Origin of the sequence: Streptomyces sp. WM4235, from assembly GCF_001279725.1 — a bacterium.
Lineage (GTDB): Bacteria > Actinomycetota > Actinomycetes > Streptomycetales > Streptomycetaceae > Streptomyces.
Genome location: NZ_LGDE01000436.1, coordinates 44,973 through 59,980, shown reverse-complemented (window position 1 = coordinate 59,980; position 15,008 = coordinate 44,973). Strand labels below are relative to the sequence as shown.

Here is a 15,008-nt window from a genome sequence, read left to right as displayed (position 1 = left end):
GGCCCCCGCTGATCCGAGGGAAGGCCCCGGTCACCACCGCCCAGCGGCGGTGACCGGGGCCTTCCCCGTGCCCGGGTCCGACCGGCTTCGGACGGCCTACGCGGCGTCCGTCATGCCCATCTGCCGCATGAGGCCCGGCGCGTCGTAGTACCACCAGCCCTCCGCCACCTGGCCGTTCTCGATGCGGAAGGTCGTGCAGCCCGACATCGTGACTTCCTTCCCGGTCGGCGGGACGCCCATGAACTCGCCCTTCTGGGTGCCGGTCCAGGTCCACAACGTGGAGACGCAGTCGCCCTCGGCGATCTGACGGTGCAGGTCGAACGAGAAGTCGAACGCGTCGCGCCACATGCCCATCGTCCGCTTCATGCCCTGCCGACCGTCGCCCGTGCCGGGCGCCGCCATGATGTCGTGGTCGGTGTAGTCGGCCGCGACGCACTCGTCGACGACGCTGAAGTCGCCCTTCTCCGCGACGTCCTCGAAGATCCGGTTCACGACGAGCTTGTCGAGGTACTCGTTGCGGACCACGTCCAGGTTCATGAACTTCGGCATGCCCTCGCAGAGGGCCACCATCTCCTGGAACATCCCGTCGGTCTCGGGGAGTCGGGAGTTCCTCATGGCGTCCTCGTACGAGGGGAACTCGACGAGGTCGAGGTAGTGCGTCCGCGCTTCGCGGTCCCGGCCGATCATGGTGTGCGTGACCGTGCGGCGACCGCTCGCCCGCTGTGCCCAGCGGTCGATGAGGGCGTTCATCTCCTCGAACCGCGTGGTTTCGTAATCGATTACCTGTACGAATGTCATGGCGTCGCCTCCCGCACTGGATGGGACAGGTCCAGTTTAGGGAGATTCCACCCGTTTGGCGGGTTTGGTTGGTTCGGATGTGTCCCGTGGCGGCGGCCGCCCGCGCCACCGCGCGTCGTACTACTGCGGGCCGTACTTGCGACCCGTACGGGAGGACACGCCGCCGAGCAGCCCGCGCGGAGTCAGCTTCACCACGCTCATCAGCGCCTTGTAGCGGGGATCCGGGATCGAGACGGTCTTGCCGCGCGCCAGGTCGGCCAGCGCCGAAGCCACCAGCTTGTCGGCGTCCAGCCAGAGCCAGCCCGGGATGTTGTCCGTGCCCATGCCGGCCCGCTCGTGGAACTCCGTGCGCACGAAGCCCGGGCACAGCGCCATCAACCGCACCCCGGAGCCCGCCAGGTCCCTCGCCGCGCCCTGGGTGAACTGCACGACCCAGGCCTTGCTCGCCCCGTAGGTGCCGCGCGGCAGGAAGGCGGCGACCGAGGCCACGTTGATCACGCCGCCGCGCCCGCGCGAGCGCATCGACTCGCCGGCGGCCGAGGTCAGCCGCAGCACCGCCTCGATGTGCACCTTGACCATGGTCAGCTCGTCGGCCATGGAAACGTCCAGGTAGCGGCCCTTGTTGCCGAAGCCCGCGTTGTTGACCAACAGGTCCACGGGGTGGGTGCGGTCGCCGAGGCGGGCCTCGACCGCCGCGATGCCCTCGTCGGTGGAGAGGTCCGCCGACAGCACCTCGGCCTCGATCCCGTGGCGGTCGTGCAACTCGGTGGCCTGCTCCGCGAGTCGCTTGGTGTCGCGGGCCACCAGCACGAGGTTGTGGCCCTGGGCGGCGAGCCGCCGGGCGAAGGCGGCGCCGATGCCCGCCGTGGATCCCGTAATCAACGCAGTCGTCATGTGCGCAACCTAGCCGCCGCCGCGGGGCCCTGTCGTCAGGGTCCCGTCCGGTCCGCGAGACCCCGCGTCAGGGCCCGCCCGCCGCGCCGGAGTTGAGCCGCGTTCCCGTGGAAGCGTGCTCCGGTCCATGTGCGCGCGGGCTCCCGCGCGGTCGGCTCCCTCGCCGCGGCCGCGCGGAAGCGGAACCCCACCGGCCCGCGCCGCCCCTTCCCCGGTCACCCGCGGGTGCGCACCCCGGTCGGACCCTCCCGGGGAACCGCTCGACCCGTCCGGCCCGCCCGGGGCCTCCGGCGCGTCCGGCGCGGAATGGCGACCCGGGCGAGGCTCCTCAAAGGGTCCGCCGAACATTGGCCCTACAGTCAAAGATGCCCTTATGCTCGAAGGGTGATCGAAGCACGTCATCTCCGGGTCCTGCGCGCCGTCGCCGGGACCGGCTCCTTCTCCGCCGCCGCCCGCGAGCTGGGCTGCACCCAACCGGCCGTTTCCCAACAGATGAAGGCGTTGGAGCAGTCCGCCGGCACCCCGCTGCTGATCCGTACGGGCCGGGAGATGCGCCTGACCCAGGCGGGTGAGGCCCTGGTCCGGCACGCCGCCGGAATCCTCGCCGGACTGACCGCCGCCGAGGAGGAGGTCGCGGCCATCGCCGGGCTGCGCGCCGGCCGGGTGCGGCTGGTCTCCTTCCCCAGCGGCAGTTCCACGCTGGTGCCGACCGCGCTGGCGGCCATGCGCGCCGAGCACCCGGGCACCCGGATCTCCCTGGTCGAGGCCGAGCCGCCGCGTTCGGTCGAGATGCTCCGCGAGGGCGACTGCGACGTGGCGCTGGCCTTCCGGTACGGGGGCTCGTCGACCTCCGCGGCCGAATGGGAGGACCTCGTGGTGCGCCCGCTGCTCACCGACCGCCTCGTGGGACTGGTCCCCGAGGGGCACCGACTGGCCGGGGCCGAGCGGGTGGGCATGGCGGAACTGGCCGACGAGCCCTGGATCGCGGGCTGCCCGCGCTGCCGCCGGCACCTGGTGGAGGTGTGCGAGGACGCGGGTTTCACCCCGCGCATCGACTTCGCCACCGACGACTACCCGGCCGTGGTCGGCCTGGTGGGCGCGGGGCTCGGCGTGGCGGTGTTGCCCGAGCTCGCCGTGGAGTCGGTACGGGCCAAGGGCGTGAGCACCGTGGCGGTGGAGCCCGCCGTGGAGCGGGAGGTCGTGGCGCTGACCCTGACCGACCTGGCGAGGGTCCCCGCGGTGGCGGCGACGCTGACCCAGCTGGAGCGGGCCGCGACGCGTTGACGGGCGCCGGCGAGGGCCGAGTGGCCCCCGCCGGGCGGTCCGTCGGGCGCCTGCCGTACGGCGGTACGGCCGGGCGGGTGACGGACCGGGCCCGGGGGGTCCGTGACGCGCGCGCGAGCGTCACGGATTCGAGGAAACGTTCCTTCGGGCGTTTCGTGCGAACCGGCTAGTGCGGTGCGATCGGGCCGATCGTGCTCGACGCGGGGATCAGGCGGTGCCGGGCTCGACCCATCAGCTCTTCGCGTTCGTCCTCGGTGAGGCCGCCCCACACCCCGTAGGGCTCGCGGACGGCGAGGGCGTGCGCGGCGCATTCCGAACGGACCGGGCAGCGCATGCAGACCTCTTTAGCCGAGGCCTCGCGCGCGCTCCTGGCCGCGCCCCGCTCGCCTTCCGGGTGGAAGAAGAGGGAGCTGTCGACCCCGCGGCAGGCAGCCAGCAGCTGCCAGTCCCAGAGGTCGGCGTTCGGTCCGGGGAGGCGGGAGAAATCTGCCATTGGTAGTCCCTCTTGGTGCCGGTACTGAGGCGGATACGGTCCATGTCTCCACACCTACTGTCGGAGTAGATGTAAATATGACTCATTGGGAATCTAGCCTCAGACACGTGCCAAACGGAAGGAAAGCCGCCAAATAGGGCATAGCTCCAGATGGAGGACAGGCCGCCCGCGCCTCCGACGTCGTGATCGCTTCCTCACGTAGAGTGCCGAAGGTGTCCGTCTGACCCGTAACTCTTTCGAGTGACCATCGTTGAGAGTGCGAAGGCGGTTGAACCAATAAGTTCTCGGACAGGTGTCCGGGGGCATCGACCGCACAGGTGACGATACGTACCAGCCTGGAGGCTCAAGGTGACGCGCATCAGCAGCTGCGGAGGGCGGTCATGACATCCGTCCTCGTCTGCGACGACTCCCCGCTTGCCCGAGAGGCGCTCCGTCGCGCGGTTGCCACCGTGCCCGGCGTCGAGCGTGTGACGACGGCAGCCAACGGCGAGGAAGTCCTCCGCCGCTGGGGTGCCGACCGCTCCGATCTGATTCTGATGGATGTACGGATGCCCGGCCTGGGCGGTGTCGAGACGGTCCGCCGGCTGCTCTCGGCCGACCCCGGTGCCCGCATCATCATGCTGACGGTCGCCGAGGACCTGGACGGCGTAGCCCTCGCGGTCGCCGCCGGAGCCCGGGGATACCTGCACAAGGACGCCTCGCGCGCCGAACTGCGGGCCACGGTCACCCAGGCCCTCGCCGACCCCACCTGGCGACTGGCCCCGCGCCGGCTCCGCTCGGCCGAGATGGGCGCCGCGCCCACGCTCACCGCGCGCGAGATCCAGGTGCTGGAGGGCATGAGCCACGGCCGGTCCAACGCGGAGATCGGGCGAGAGCTCTTCCTCTCCGAGGACACGGTCAAGACGCACGCCCGTCGGCTGTTCAAGAAGCTGGGCGCCTCGGACCGGGCGCACGCCGTGGCGCTCGGGTTCCGATGGGGCCTGGTCCGCTGATCGCGGACCGTTGAGAGTGTCCCGCCCGGACCCGGTGCGAAACCGGGGATTGGCGGGGCACAATCCGGGGGACGTGTCGCTTCGTGCGCGATGCCGCATCCTTGAGGGTGTGCCGCATTCTCGAAGATGTGGCCTAGGGACCATTCGGGCCGAGCGGAGGGGAGGGCGCAGGCGATGAGTACTGGCGCACCCGCTCATAACGCTTCGATGCACAACAAGGACCACGGTGCCGCGAATGCACCCGCGCCAAGGCACCATGGATTGATGCGCGACGACGAGGCCCCGGGGTCACCTGCGGCCACAGGCTCCACCGGCACCGCCAAGGGCGGCGGAGCCGGGGCGGTCAGCGCTCTCGTCCGCCGGGCCGTGGACGGCGACGAGCAGGCCACGCACGATCTGCTGGCCTTCGTCCATCCCCTCGCGATCCGCTACTGCCGCACCCGGCTCTCCCGTCTACCGGGTGACGCTCGTCACTTCGTCGAGGACCTGGCGCAAGAGGTCTGTGTCGCCGTCCTGATGGCGCTGCCGCGCTACCGGGACACCGGACGCCCCTTCGAGGCCTTCGTCTTCGCCATCGCCGCGCACAAGGTCGCCGACCTCCAGCGGGCCGCCATGCGGCACCCGGGGAGCACGGCGGTCCCGTCGGACGAGATGCCCGAGCGGCCCGACGACTCGCTCGGCCCGGAAGAGCGGGCGCTGCTCAGCAGCGATGCCGCCTGGGCCAAGAAGCTGCTGGCCAACCTGCCCGAGAACCAGCGCGAACTGCTCGTGCTGCGGGTGGCCGTCGGCCTGACCGCCGAGGAGACCGGGCAGATGCTCGGGATGTCCCCCGGAGCGGTGCGCGTGGCCCAGCACAGGGCGCTCAGTCGACTCCGGGCACTGGCGGAGCAGTAGACCGCCGACCGCGGTCCGGGGCAGGGCCCGGCAGCGGAGTCCAGTAGTAGGAAACGACGAAACTTCTCCTTGGCCTTGGTCGTGGAATGAGACGCGTCGCGATCCCGTTAGCATGGACATCCGCGCTGAGCAAGACCATTTGGGAAGGTGTCATGACTGTGAACGCCGATGGAGTGCCCGACAAATTCGCCACACTCGGCCTCACGTATGACGACGTGCTGCTGCTCCCCGGCGTGTCGGACATGGCGCCGGACCAGATCGACACCTCCTCCCTCATCTCTCGCAACGTCCGCGTCAACGTCCCGCTGCTGTCCGCGGCCATGGACAAGGTCACCGAGGCGCGGATGGCCATCGCGATGGCCCGCCAGGGCGGCGTCGGCGTCCTGCACCGCAACCTCTCCATCGTCGACCAGGCGAACCAGGTCGACCTCGTGAAGCGCTCCGAGTCCGGCATGGTCACCGACCCGATCACCGTGCACCCGGACGCCACCCTCGGCGAGGCCGACCAGCTCTGCGCCAAGTTCCGCATCTCCGGCGTCCCGGTCACCGACGGGGCGGGCAAGCTCCTCGGCATCGTCACCAACCGCGACATGGCCTTCGAGTCGGACCGCAGCCGCCAGGTGCGCGAGGTCATGACCCCGATGCCGCTGGTCACCGGCAAGGTCGGCATCTCCGGCGTGGACGCCATGGAGCTGCTGCGCCGTCACAAGATCGAGAAGCTTCCGCTGGTCGACGAGGCGGGCACCCTCAAGGGCCTCATCACCGTCAAGGACTTCGTCAAGGCGGAGAAGTACCCGAACGCCGCGAAGGACAAGGACGGCCGCCTGCTCGTCGGCGCGGCCGTCGGTGTCGCGGGCGACGCGTACGAGCGGGCCCAGGCCCTGATCGAGGCGGGCGCCGACTTCATCGTCGTCGACACCGCCCACGGCCACTCCCGGCTCGTCGGCGACATGGTCTCCAAGATCAAGTCGAACTCCTCCGTCGACGTCATCGGTGGCAACATCGCCACCCGCGACGGCGCCCAGGCGCTCATCGACGCCGGCTGCGACGGCATCAAGGTCGGCGTCGGCCCCGGCTCCATCTGCACCACCCGCGTCGTCGCCGGCATCGGCGTCCCGCAGGTCACCGCGATCTACGAGGCCTCGCTGGCCGCCAAGGCCGCGGGCGTCCCGGTCATCGGCGACGGCGGCCTCCAGTACTCCGGCGACATCGCCAAGGCCCTGGTCGCGGGCGCCGACACGGTGATGCTGGGCTCCCTGCTCGCGGGCTGCGAGGAGTCCCCGGGCGAACTGCTCTTCATCAACGGCAAGCAGTTCAAGTCCTACCGGGGCATGGGCTCGCTGGGCGCGATGCAGTCCCGCGGCGAGCAGAAGTCCTTCTCCAAGGACCGCTACTTCCAGGAGGGCGTGGGCGGCGACGACAAGCTCATCCCCGAGGGCATCGAGGGCCAGGTCCCGTACCGCGGCCCGCTCTCCGCGGTCGTGCACCAGCTCGTCGGCGGCCTGCGCCAGTCGATGTTCTACGTCGGCGGCCGCACGGTTCCCGAGCTGCAGGACCGCGGCCGGTTCGTCCGGATCACCTCGGCGGGCCTCAAGGAGAGCCACCCGCACGACATCCAGATGACGGTCGAGGCGCCGAACTACTCCCGCAAGGGCTGAGCGGCCCCCACACACGCGTGAACTGGGCGGTTCCGGTTGATCCGGGGCCGCCCTTCACCGTTCCCGGACCCGGGGATCGCGTCCGCGCCCGGGTGGAGCGTGTCCGTACGGCGGTCACCGGAACGCGGGCCCCCGGGGTTCGGGGATACTGGACGGGCAGACCCAGAGGAAAGGCCACCACACGTGACTGAGATCGAGATCGGGCGCGGCAAGCGCGGCCGCAGGGCGTACGCGTTCGACGACATCGCCATCGTCCCGAGCCGGCGTACGCGGGACCCGAAGGAGGTCTCGATCGCCTGGCAGATCGACGCGTACCGCTTCGAGCTCCCCTTCCTGGCCGCCCCCATGGACTCCGTGGTCTCCCCGCAGACCGCCATCCGCATCGGCGAGCTCGGCGGCCTCGGCGTGCTGAACCTCGAAGGTCTGTGGACCCGGTACGAGGACCCGCAGCCGCTGCTCGACGAGATCAACGAGCTCGACGAGGAGGCCGCCACCCGCCGCCTCCAGGAGATCTACGCCGCGCCCATCCAGGCCGACCTGATCCGGCAGCGCATCAAGGAGGTGCGCGACTCGGGCGTCGTCACCGCCGCCGCGCTGTCCCCGCAGCGCACGGCCGAGTTCTCCAAGGTCGTCGTCGACGCCGGCGTGGACATCTTCGTGATCCGCGGCACCACGGTGTCCGCCGAGCACGTCTCCGGCGCCGCGGAGCCGCTGAACCTCAAGCAGTTCATCTACGAACTGGACGTCCCGGTCATCGTCGGCGGCTGCGCCACCTACACCGCGGCCCTGCACCTGATGCGCACCGGCGCGGCCGGCGTGCTGGTGGGCTTCGGCGGCGGCGCCGCGCACACCACGCGCAACGTCCTCGGCATCCAGGTCCCGATGGCCACCGCCGTCGCGGACGTGGCCGCGGCCCGCCGCGACTACATGGACGAGTCCGGCGGCCGCTACGTGCACGTCATCGCCGACGGCGGCGTGGGCTGGTCGGGCGACATCCCGAAGGCCGTCGCCTGCGGCGCGGACGCCGTGATGATGGGCTCCCCGCTGGCCCGTGCCACGGACGCGCCCGGCAAGGGCAACCACTGGGGCATGGAGGCCGTCCACGAGGACGTGCCGCGCGGCAAGAAGGTCGACCTCGGCACGGTGGGCACCACCGAGGAGATCCTGACCGGCCCGTCGCACTCCCCGGACGGTTCCATGAACATCTTCGGCGCGCTGCGCCGCTCGATGGCCACCACCGGCTACAGCGAGCTCAAGGAGTTCCAGCGGGTCGAGGTCACCGTCGCGGACTCGCAGCACCGTCGCTGACCGACTGCCACGCCGTACGCCGGAGGGCCGGCGCCCCGATCGGGGCGCCGGCCCTCCGGCGTACGCGGGACCGGGAATCAGTCGCTGACCTTCTTGGCCGCGCCGAAGGCGACGAAGCCGCCGATGCCGAGGAAGAGGTAGTCCATGGCCTCGGCCGATTCCTTCCAGATGTCGTTCAGACCGCCGATGCCCGGGTCGCTCAGAACGTCCGCGACGCCGATGTGGGCGTAGTCGGCGAGCGCGAGCGCGATGAAGAACAGCTGGCCGAGGTAGACGGCGCCGATCGAGAGGATCGCGCTGACCACGGGGAGGGCCGGGTTCCTGCCGCCGACCTTGCCGGCGGCGAGGCCGACGAGGAGCCCGACGCCGACCGCGACGTAGCCGACCTGGCGGTCGATGGCGTTCATGATGCCGCCGTACGCGCCTGCGGCGACCAGGGCGACGACGACGGCGGCGAGGATGCCGAGGCCGACGTTGCCGCCGCGCGCCGCGGCGGGAGCGGGGGCGGCGGTGTAGGAATCGGGCGCGGGCGGCTGGAACTGCTGGCTCATGAGAAATCCCCCCAGGGAACACGGCACACGTCTGGGTCAACCGGTGTCCACCGGGGACGTATGTGCGAGATAAGAACGCCGCAGGCTAACAGCAGGCCCTGACATTCGGCGGGGGATTTATCGGGAGACCCCCGCCCGCCGGCCCCGGAGCGGCCGGCGAGGGCCGCTCCGGGCGTGGCGTGGGGGCGTCAGAGGCGGTGCGCCGCGCCGATCGGGCTGGCGCCCCGGGTGTCCAGCAGGAGCTGCGCCTTGACCGCCAGGCCCTGGAGGTCGTAGGTGCGGTGGTGCTGGAGCAGGATCGTCAGGTCCGCGTGGGCGGCGGCCTCGTACAGCGAGTCGGCGCGCGGGACGGGCTGGTCACGGACCCGCCAGGCCGGGATGTACGGGTCGTGGTAGCTGATCTGGGCCCCGAGGTCGATGAGCCGGCTGGCGATCTCGCGCGCCGGCGAGCCCTCCTGGTCGGCGAGGTCCGGCTTGTACGTCACCCCGAGCAGCAGGACCCGGGCGCCGCGGGCGGACTTCCCGTGCTCGTTCAGCAGGGCGGCGGAGCGCTGGATGACGTACTGCGGCATCCGGTTGTTGATCTCCTGGGCCAGGCCGACCATGCGCAGCGGGTGACCGGGGGTGCGGGTGGTGTGGGGGAGGTAGTTCGGGTCGAGCGGGACGCCGTGGCCGCCGACGCCGGGGCCGGGGCGGAACGCCTGGAACCCGTACGGCTTCGTCTCGGCGCACCGGATGACGTCCCACAGGTCGACCCCGAGGTCGTGGCAGAGGACGGCCATCTCGTTCATGAGGGCGATGTTCACGTGCCGGTAGTTGGTCTCCAGCAGCTGCACGGTCTCCGCCTCGCGCAGGCCGCGGGCGCGCACCACCTTCTCGGTGAGGCGGGCGTAGAAGGCGTGCGCGGACTCGGTGCAGGCGGGGGTGAGGCCGCCGATCACCTTGGGGGTGTTGGAGATCCCGTGAGTCCGGTTGCCCGGGTCGTGCCGGCTGGGGGAGTAGGCCAGGTGGAAGTCCCGGCCCGCACGCAGCCCGGATCCGGCTTCGAGGATCGGGCGCAGGTAGTCCTCGGTGACCCCCGGATGGGCGGCGGACTCCAGGATGACGGTGGTGTGCGGGCGCAGCCGGGCGGCGAGCGCACGGCCCGCGTCGCCGACAGCGGAGAGATCGAGCGCACGATCGGCGCCGAGCTGGGTAGGGGCGCAGATGACGGCGGTACGGACCCGGCCCAGTTCGGCGGGGTTGGTGGTGACCCGGAAGCCGGCCGCCGACATGCGGCGGATCTCGGCGGCGGTGAGGGTGCTGTCCGTGGCCGGACCGCTGTCGAAGCCGACGGTCTCGATTCCGGCGGCGACGGCCGCCTGAGCGAGAGGGAGGCCGAGGTGGCCGAGTCCGATGACGGCGAGATCTGCGGGCATGGAGGTGCCGTCCCTTCCCTTCCCTTGCATGAGGGGGCTGGGCGCGCAAGTCCTGTGGAGGGCTGGAGCAGGCGCAATGTCAGACTAGGCGTATATATGACAGATATGTCGCATTGTGAGGTGGTGGCTGCCGTTGTGTTGTCCACAGGCGGTGGCCGATGTGAGTGCGGACGGTCAGAATCAACAGCGGGGAATGTGAGCGGGATCACCCGCATCGAGCGGGGATTCCCCCGCAGCAACGGGAGGCAGCCGTGAGGACAGCGACACTGGGACCGGTTCAGCGGGCCGAGGCACTTGCCCGGATGGCCGAACGGGAGCTGGACGTGCTGGTCGTCGGCGCGGGAGTGGTCGGCGCCGGCACCGCGCTCGACGCGGCCACCAGAGGCCTGTCCACCGGGCTGGTCGAGGCACGGGACTGGGCCTCGGGCACGTCCAGCCGCTCCAGCAAGCTGATCCACGGCGGACTGCGCTACCTGGAGATGCTCGACTTCGCCCTCGTCCGCGAGGCCCTGAAGGAACGCGGGCTGCTGCTGGAGCGACTCGCGCCGCACCTGGTCAAGCCGGTGCCGTTCCTGTACCCGCTCCAGCACAAGGGCTGGGAGCGCCTCTACGCCGGCTCGGGCGTGGCCCTGTACGACGCGATGTCCTTCTCCAGCGGGCACGGCCGCGGGCTCCCCACCCACCGGCACCTCTCGCGCAAGCACGCGCTGCGGGTCGCGCCGGCGCTGCGCAAGGACGCCCTGGTCGGCGCCCTGCAGTACTACGACGCCCAGATGGACGACGCCCGGTACGTCACCACATTGGTCCGAACGGCCTCCGCGTACGGGGCGCAGTGCGCCAACGGGGCGAGGGTGGTCGGCTTCCTCCGCGAGGGCGAACGGGTGGTCGGCGCGCTGGTGCGGGACGTGGAGGGCGGCGGCGAGTACGAGATTCGCGCGAAGCAGGTCGTCAACGCCACCGGGGTGTGGACTGACGACACCCAGGCGCTGATCGGGGAGCGCGGCCAGTTCCACGTACGGGCCTCGAAGGGCATCCACCTGGTCGTCCCGAAGGACCGGATCCACTCCTCCACCGGGCTGATCCTGCGCACGGAGAAGTCCGTGCTCTTCGTCATCCCCTGGGGACGCCACTGGATCGTCGGCACCACGGACACCGACTGGGACCTCGACAAGGCGCACCCGGCGGCGTCCAGCGCGGACATCGACTACCTGTTGGAGCACGTGAACTCGGTGCTGGCGGTCCCCCTGACGCGCGACGACGTCCAGGGCGTCTACGCGGGCCTGCGGCCCCTGCTGGCCGGCGAGTCCGACGCGACCAGCAAGCTCTCGCGCGAACACACGGTGGCCCACCCGGTGCCGGGGCTGGTCGTGGTGGCGGGCGGCAAGTACACGACGTACCGGGTGATGGCCAAGGACGCCGTGGACGAGGCGGTGCACGGGCTGGACCAACGGGTCGCGGAGTGCGTGACCGAGGACGTCCCGCTGGTGGGCGCGGAGGGGTACCGGGCCCTGTGGAACGGCCGCGCCCGGATCGCGGCGCGCACGGGCATCCACGTGGCGCGGGTGGAACACCTCCTCAACCGGTACGGGTCGCTGACGGAGGAACTGCTCGACCTGATCGTGGCGGATCCGGGGTTGGCCGAGCCGCTCACGGGGGCAGAGGACTATCTGCGGGCGGAAGTCGTCTACGCGGCTTCGCACGAAGGGGCCAGGCACCTGGACGACGTGTTGACGCGTCGGACGCGGATCTCGATCGAGACCTTCGACCGGGGCACGCGATCGGCGCGGGAGTGTGCGGAATTGATGGCTCCGGTGCTGGGCTGGGACAAGAAGCAGATCGAGAACGAGGTCGAGCACTACGAGAAGCGAGTGCAAGCGGAACGGGAATCGCAGCGCCAACCGGACGACCTGACGGCGGACGCGGCCAGGCTGGGAGCTCCCGACATCGTTCCGTTGTAACTCCGGGATGCGGAGGGGGGAACCGTTGCCCCGGGGCGCCCGTCCGTTGCGGAGTGAGCAACAATGAGGTTTCTGCCGGGGCGGGTTACCGTGCCCCTCGGCGGCTGCCGGGGCAGCCGGGCAGGCTGCACGATCGCAGAGGGGACGCATGTCGAAGCCGGAGCACACCGAGTCGCCGGATTCCGCGGGTAAGGCGCAGAGCGCCGAACCGAGCACCGAGCCGGCGGGTGTGAAGCCGAGCCCGCGCAAGGCCGAGCCCGCGGCGGAACCCGAGGGTGTGAAGCCCGGCGCCGCGAAGCCGAAGCCGAACCCGGCCGGGGCCACCGCCGCGAAGGCGGACACCCCGCCGGGTGACGGGCCGCGGGACGCGAAGCCCGCCGCGCCGAAGCCGGGTCCGTCCGGGGCGAAGTCCACCCCGGCCGGGCCGAGCCTGGCCAAGGCGGCCCCCGCCACGAAGGCGGCACCCGCGTCGGCCGTCAAGGTGGCCTCCGCCGATCCCGAGGACGCCGAGCCCGAGGACGCCCGGCCCGAGGCTGGCGGGCCCGAGGCCGCCAAGCCCGCCCCGGCGAAGCCGGACCCGGTCAGGACCGGGGCCGGGAGGCCCGAGGTCGTGCCCGCACAGCGGTCCCCCGAGGGCGCGAAGAGCGCGGCGGCCACGGCGGAATCCGGTCAGGACGAAGGGCGGTTGCTCGCCCGCAGGTACCGGCTCGGGTCCGTCCTCGGCAAGGGCGGCATGGGCACCGTGTGGCGCGCCGAGGACGAGATCCTCGGGCGGACGGTCGCCGTCAAGGAACTTCGCTTCAGCATGGGCGTGGACGAGGACGAGAAGCGCCGCCTCATCACCCGCACCCTTCGCGAGGCCAAGGCGATTGCACGGATCCGCAGCGGCGGCGCCGTCACCGTCTACGACGTCGTGGACGAGGACGGCCGCCCGTGGATCGTCATGGAACTCATCGAGGGCCCCTCCCTCGCCGAGTTCGTGCGCGAGCGCGGCCCGCTGACGCCCCGCCGCGCGGCCGAGGTCGGGCTCGCCGTCCTCGACGTACTGCGCGCCGCCCACGACCAGGGCATCCTGCACCGTGACGTGAAGCCGTCCAACGTGCTCATAGCGGACAACGGTCGTGTCGTGCTCACCGACTTCGGCATCGCGCAGGTCGAGGGCGACCCCTCCGTCACCTCCACCGGCATGCTCGTCGGCGCCCCCTCCTACATCTCTCCCGAGCGCGCCCGGGGCCAGAAGCCCGGCCCGCCCGCCGACATGTGGTCGCTCGGTGGCCTGCTGTACGCCTGCGTCGAGGGCGTGCCCCCGTACGACAAGGGCTCCGCCCTCGCCACCCTCACCGCCGTGATGACCGAACCGGTGGAACCGCCCAAGAACGCCGGTCCGTTGACCGAGGTCATCTACGGCCTGCTGGTCAAGGACCCCGCCGGGCGGCTCGACGACGACCGCGCCCGGGCGATGTTGAAGGCGGTGCTCGACGCCCCCGAGCCCGCGCCGGCGATGCCCCCGGCCGTCGAGGAGACCAAGGCGATCTCCCTCGCCGACGCCAAGGAGGCGGCGGACAGGATCGCGGCCGAGAAGGCGGAGAAGGCCGAGAAGGCCGAGGCGGACAAGGCGGAGAAGGCCGAGGCCAAGGCCGCCGCCGAGCGCGCCGCGGCGGCCAAGGCCGCCGAGAAGGCCGCGGAGAAGGTGGAGAAGAAGGAACGCGAGCGGCGCGAGCGCGAGCAGCGCGAGCGGACCCGGGCGGCGCTGAAGTCCGCCCGCAAGGCCGCCGCGGCGGAGGCCGCCACCGCGGCCGCCGCCGCATCGACGGCGTCCGCGGCCGAGGCCCCGTCGTCCCGCCCCAAGCCGATCCCGGCGTCGCTCACCGATGTGATGTCGCGCCGCACCATCGCGCTCGCCATCGCCGGTGTGGTCGTGGTCCTGGCGGTGATCTGCTCGCTGATCGTGTGGGCGGTCAGCGGGGACGACGACAAGGGCAAGGACGAGGCCGGTCCCAAGCCGTCCGCCTCCGGGTCCGCGAACCCGGGGACGGCCGTCGGCGCGTCGGCGGGTTCCGCCGGCAACGCGTCCTCGAACGGGGGATCCGGCGGGGGCAAGAAGAGCGGCGAGCCCAGCCCGGCGCAGAGTCCCGCGCAGAGCCAGGGCCAGGGTCAGGCCCAGGGCCAAGGGCAGGGACAAGGCCAGGGGCAGGGGCAGAACACGGGCCAGACACAGGGTCAGGGCGCCGCCCCGGGCACCGGGCTGCCGGCCGGCTACACGAAGGTCTCGGACACCCGGTTCCACTTCTCCATGGCGATGCCCGAGGGCTTCCACCAGACCGACACGGCCGGCGAGAGCTCCGGCGGCATATACAGCCGCGACGGCGGCTTCCCGCGCATCCAGGTCGACTTCACCGACAGTCCGACGGGCGACGCACGTCTCGCCTGGGCCCAGTTGGCCCCGGCCGTCCAGGGCAGCAGCACGGGCTACCGCCTGATCCGGTTGGACGGCGTGGACTACCGCGGCTATCCGACCGCGGCGGACTGGGAGTTCGAGCGCGAGCAGAAGGGCATCAAGGTCCACGTGCTGAACCGCGGCTTCAAGGTGGACGGGAAGCACGGCTACGCCATCATGGTCAGCTGCCCGGCCGACCAGTGGGACGGCCCCGAGTGCACGCAGATGCGCAACACGGCATTCGAGACCTTCCAGCCCCTGGGCTGAGCCGGGTCGTCCCCCGGGCGGGGGCGGGCCTTGCCAGGCCCGGGACGCGGGCGCCC

The 15,008-nt window shown here is 71.5% G+C and carries 12 protein-coding genes; 7 read left to right on the top strand and 5 right to left on the bottom strand.

Features of this window, described 5'->3' with window-relative positions; translation table 11 throughout:
- Window positions 1-96: 96 nt before the first annotated feature.
- Together ADK55_RS27915 and ADK55_RS27910 are read right to left on the bottom strand one after the other, a co-directional pair.
- Window positions 97-798 (bottom strand): ester cyclase, encoded by a 702-nt coding sequence (locus ADK55_RS27915; RefSeq protein WP_053682584.1) that lies wholly within the window; start codon window positions 796-798, stop codon window positions 97-99.
- 120 nt (window positions 799-918) lie between these two features.
- Window positions 919-1,692: an SDR family NAD(P)-dependent oxidoreductase gene (locus ADK55_RS27910; protein ID WP_053682583.1), complete on the bottom strand. Its 774-nt coding sequence runs from the start codon at window positions 1,690-1,692 to the stop codon at window positions 919-921.
- A 384-nt stretch (window positions 1,693-2,076) separates the two neighbouring features.
- Between ADK55_RS27910 and ADK55_RS27905 the strand changes: the two genes are divergently transcribed.
- On the top strand, window positions 2,077-2,976 hold the full coding sequence (locus tag ADK55_RS27905; protein ID WP_053682582.1) for a LysR family transcriptional regulator: 900 nt from the start codon (window positions 2,077-2,079) through the stop codon (window positions 2,974-2,976).
- Between the two features lie 166 nt (window positions 2,977-3,142).
- Here the strand turns inward: ADK55_RS27905 and ADK55_RS27900 are convergent, their stop codons facing one another.
- Window positions 3,143-3,469: a WhiB family transcriptional regulator gene (locus ADK55_RS27900; RefSeq protein ID WP_030230767.1), complete on the bottom strand. Its 327-nt coding sequence runs from the start codon at window positions 3,467-3,469 to the stop codon at window positions 3,143-3,145.
- Window positions 3,470-3,849: 380 nt separating this feature from the next.
- On the opposite strand from ADK55_RS27900, the gene ADK55_RS27895 reads away from it, so the two are divergent.
- The 4 genes from ADK55_RS27895 (at window position 3,850) to ADK55_RS27880 (ending at window position 8,321) form a co-directional block, all read left to right on the top strand.
- Window positions 3,850-4,461, top strand: coding sequence for a response regulator transcription factor (locus ADK55_RS27895; RefSeq protein WP_003948568.1), 612 nt, complete (start codon window positions 3,850-3,852; stop codon window positions 4,459-4,461).
- A 264-nt stretch (window positions 4,462-4,725) separates the two neighbouring features.
- Window positions 4,726-5,355: a sigma-70 family RNA polymerase sigma factor gene (locus tag ADK55_RS27890; RefSeq protein ID WP_078999499.1), complete on the top strand. Its 630-nt coding sequence runs from the start codon at window positions 4,726-4,728 to the stop codon at window positions 5,353-5,355.
- A 152-nt stretch (window positions 5,356-5,507) separates the two neighbouring features.
- Window positions 5,508-7,013 carry an IMP dehydrogenase gene (guaB, locus tag ADK55_RS27885; RefSeq protein ID WP_053682581.1) on the top strand — a complete coding sequence of 502 codons (1,506 nt, stop codon included), beginning with the start codon at window positions 5,508-5,510 and terminating at the stop codon, window positions 7,011-7,013.
- 183 nt (window positions 7,014-7,196) lie between these two features.
- The gene (locus tag ADK55_RS27880) at window positions 7,197-8,321 is read left to right on the top strand and encodes a GuaB3 family IMP dehydrogenase-related protein (protein WP_053682580.1); all 1,125 of its coding nucleotides are present in this window, start codon (window positions 7,197-7,199) and stop codon (window positions 8,319-8,321) included.
- A gap of 77 nt (window positions 8,322-8,398) precedes the next feature.
- On the opposite strand, the gene ADK55_RS27875 is transcribed toward ADK55_RS27880, so the two are convergent.
- On the bottom strand, window positions 8,399-8,872 hold the full coding sequence (locus ADK55_RS27875; RefSeq protein WP_053682579.1) for a hypothetical protein: 474 nt from the start codon (window positions 8,870-8,872) through the stop codon (window positions 8,399-8,401).
- Between the two features lie 188 nt (window positions 8,873-9,060).
- Window positions 9,061-10,290 (bottom strand): nucleotide sugar dehydrogenase, encoded by a 1,230-nt coding sequence (locus ADK55_RS27870; RefSeq protein WP_053682578.1) that lies wholly within the window; start codon window positions 10,288-10,290, stop codon window positions 9,061-9,063.
- A gap of 251 nt (window positions 10,291-10,541) precedes the next feature.
- Here ADK55_RS27870 and ADK55_RS27865 point away from each other — a divergent pair, with 251 nt between their 5' ends.
- The gene (locus ADK55_RS27865) at window positions 10,542-12,248 is read left to right on the top strand and encodes a glycerol-3-phosphate dehydrogenase/oxidase (protein WP_053682577.1); all 1,707 of its coding nucleotides are present in this window, start codon (window positions 10,542-10,544) and stop codon (window positions 12,246-12,248) included.
- A gap of 148 nt (window positions 12,249-12,396) precedes the next feature.
- Window positions 12,397-14,952 (top strand): serine/threonine-protein kinase, encoded by a 2,556-nt coding sequence (locus tag ADK55_RS27860; protein WP_063839636.1) that lies wholly within the window; start codon window positions 12,397-12,399, stop codon window positions 14,950-14,952.
- Window positions 14,953-15,008 lie beyond the last annotated feature (56 nt).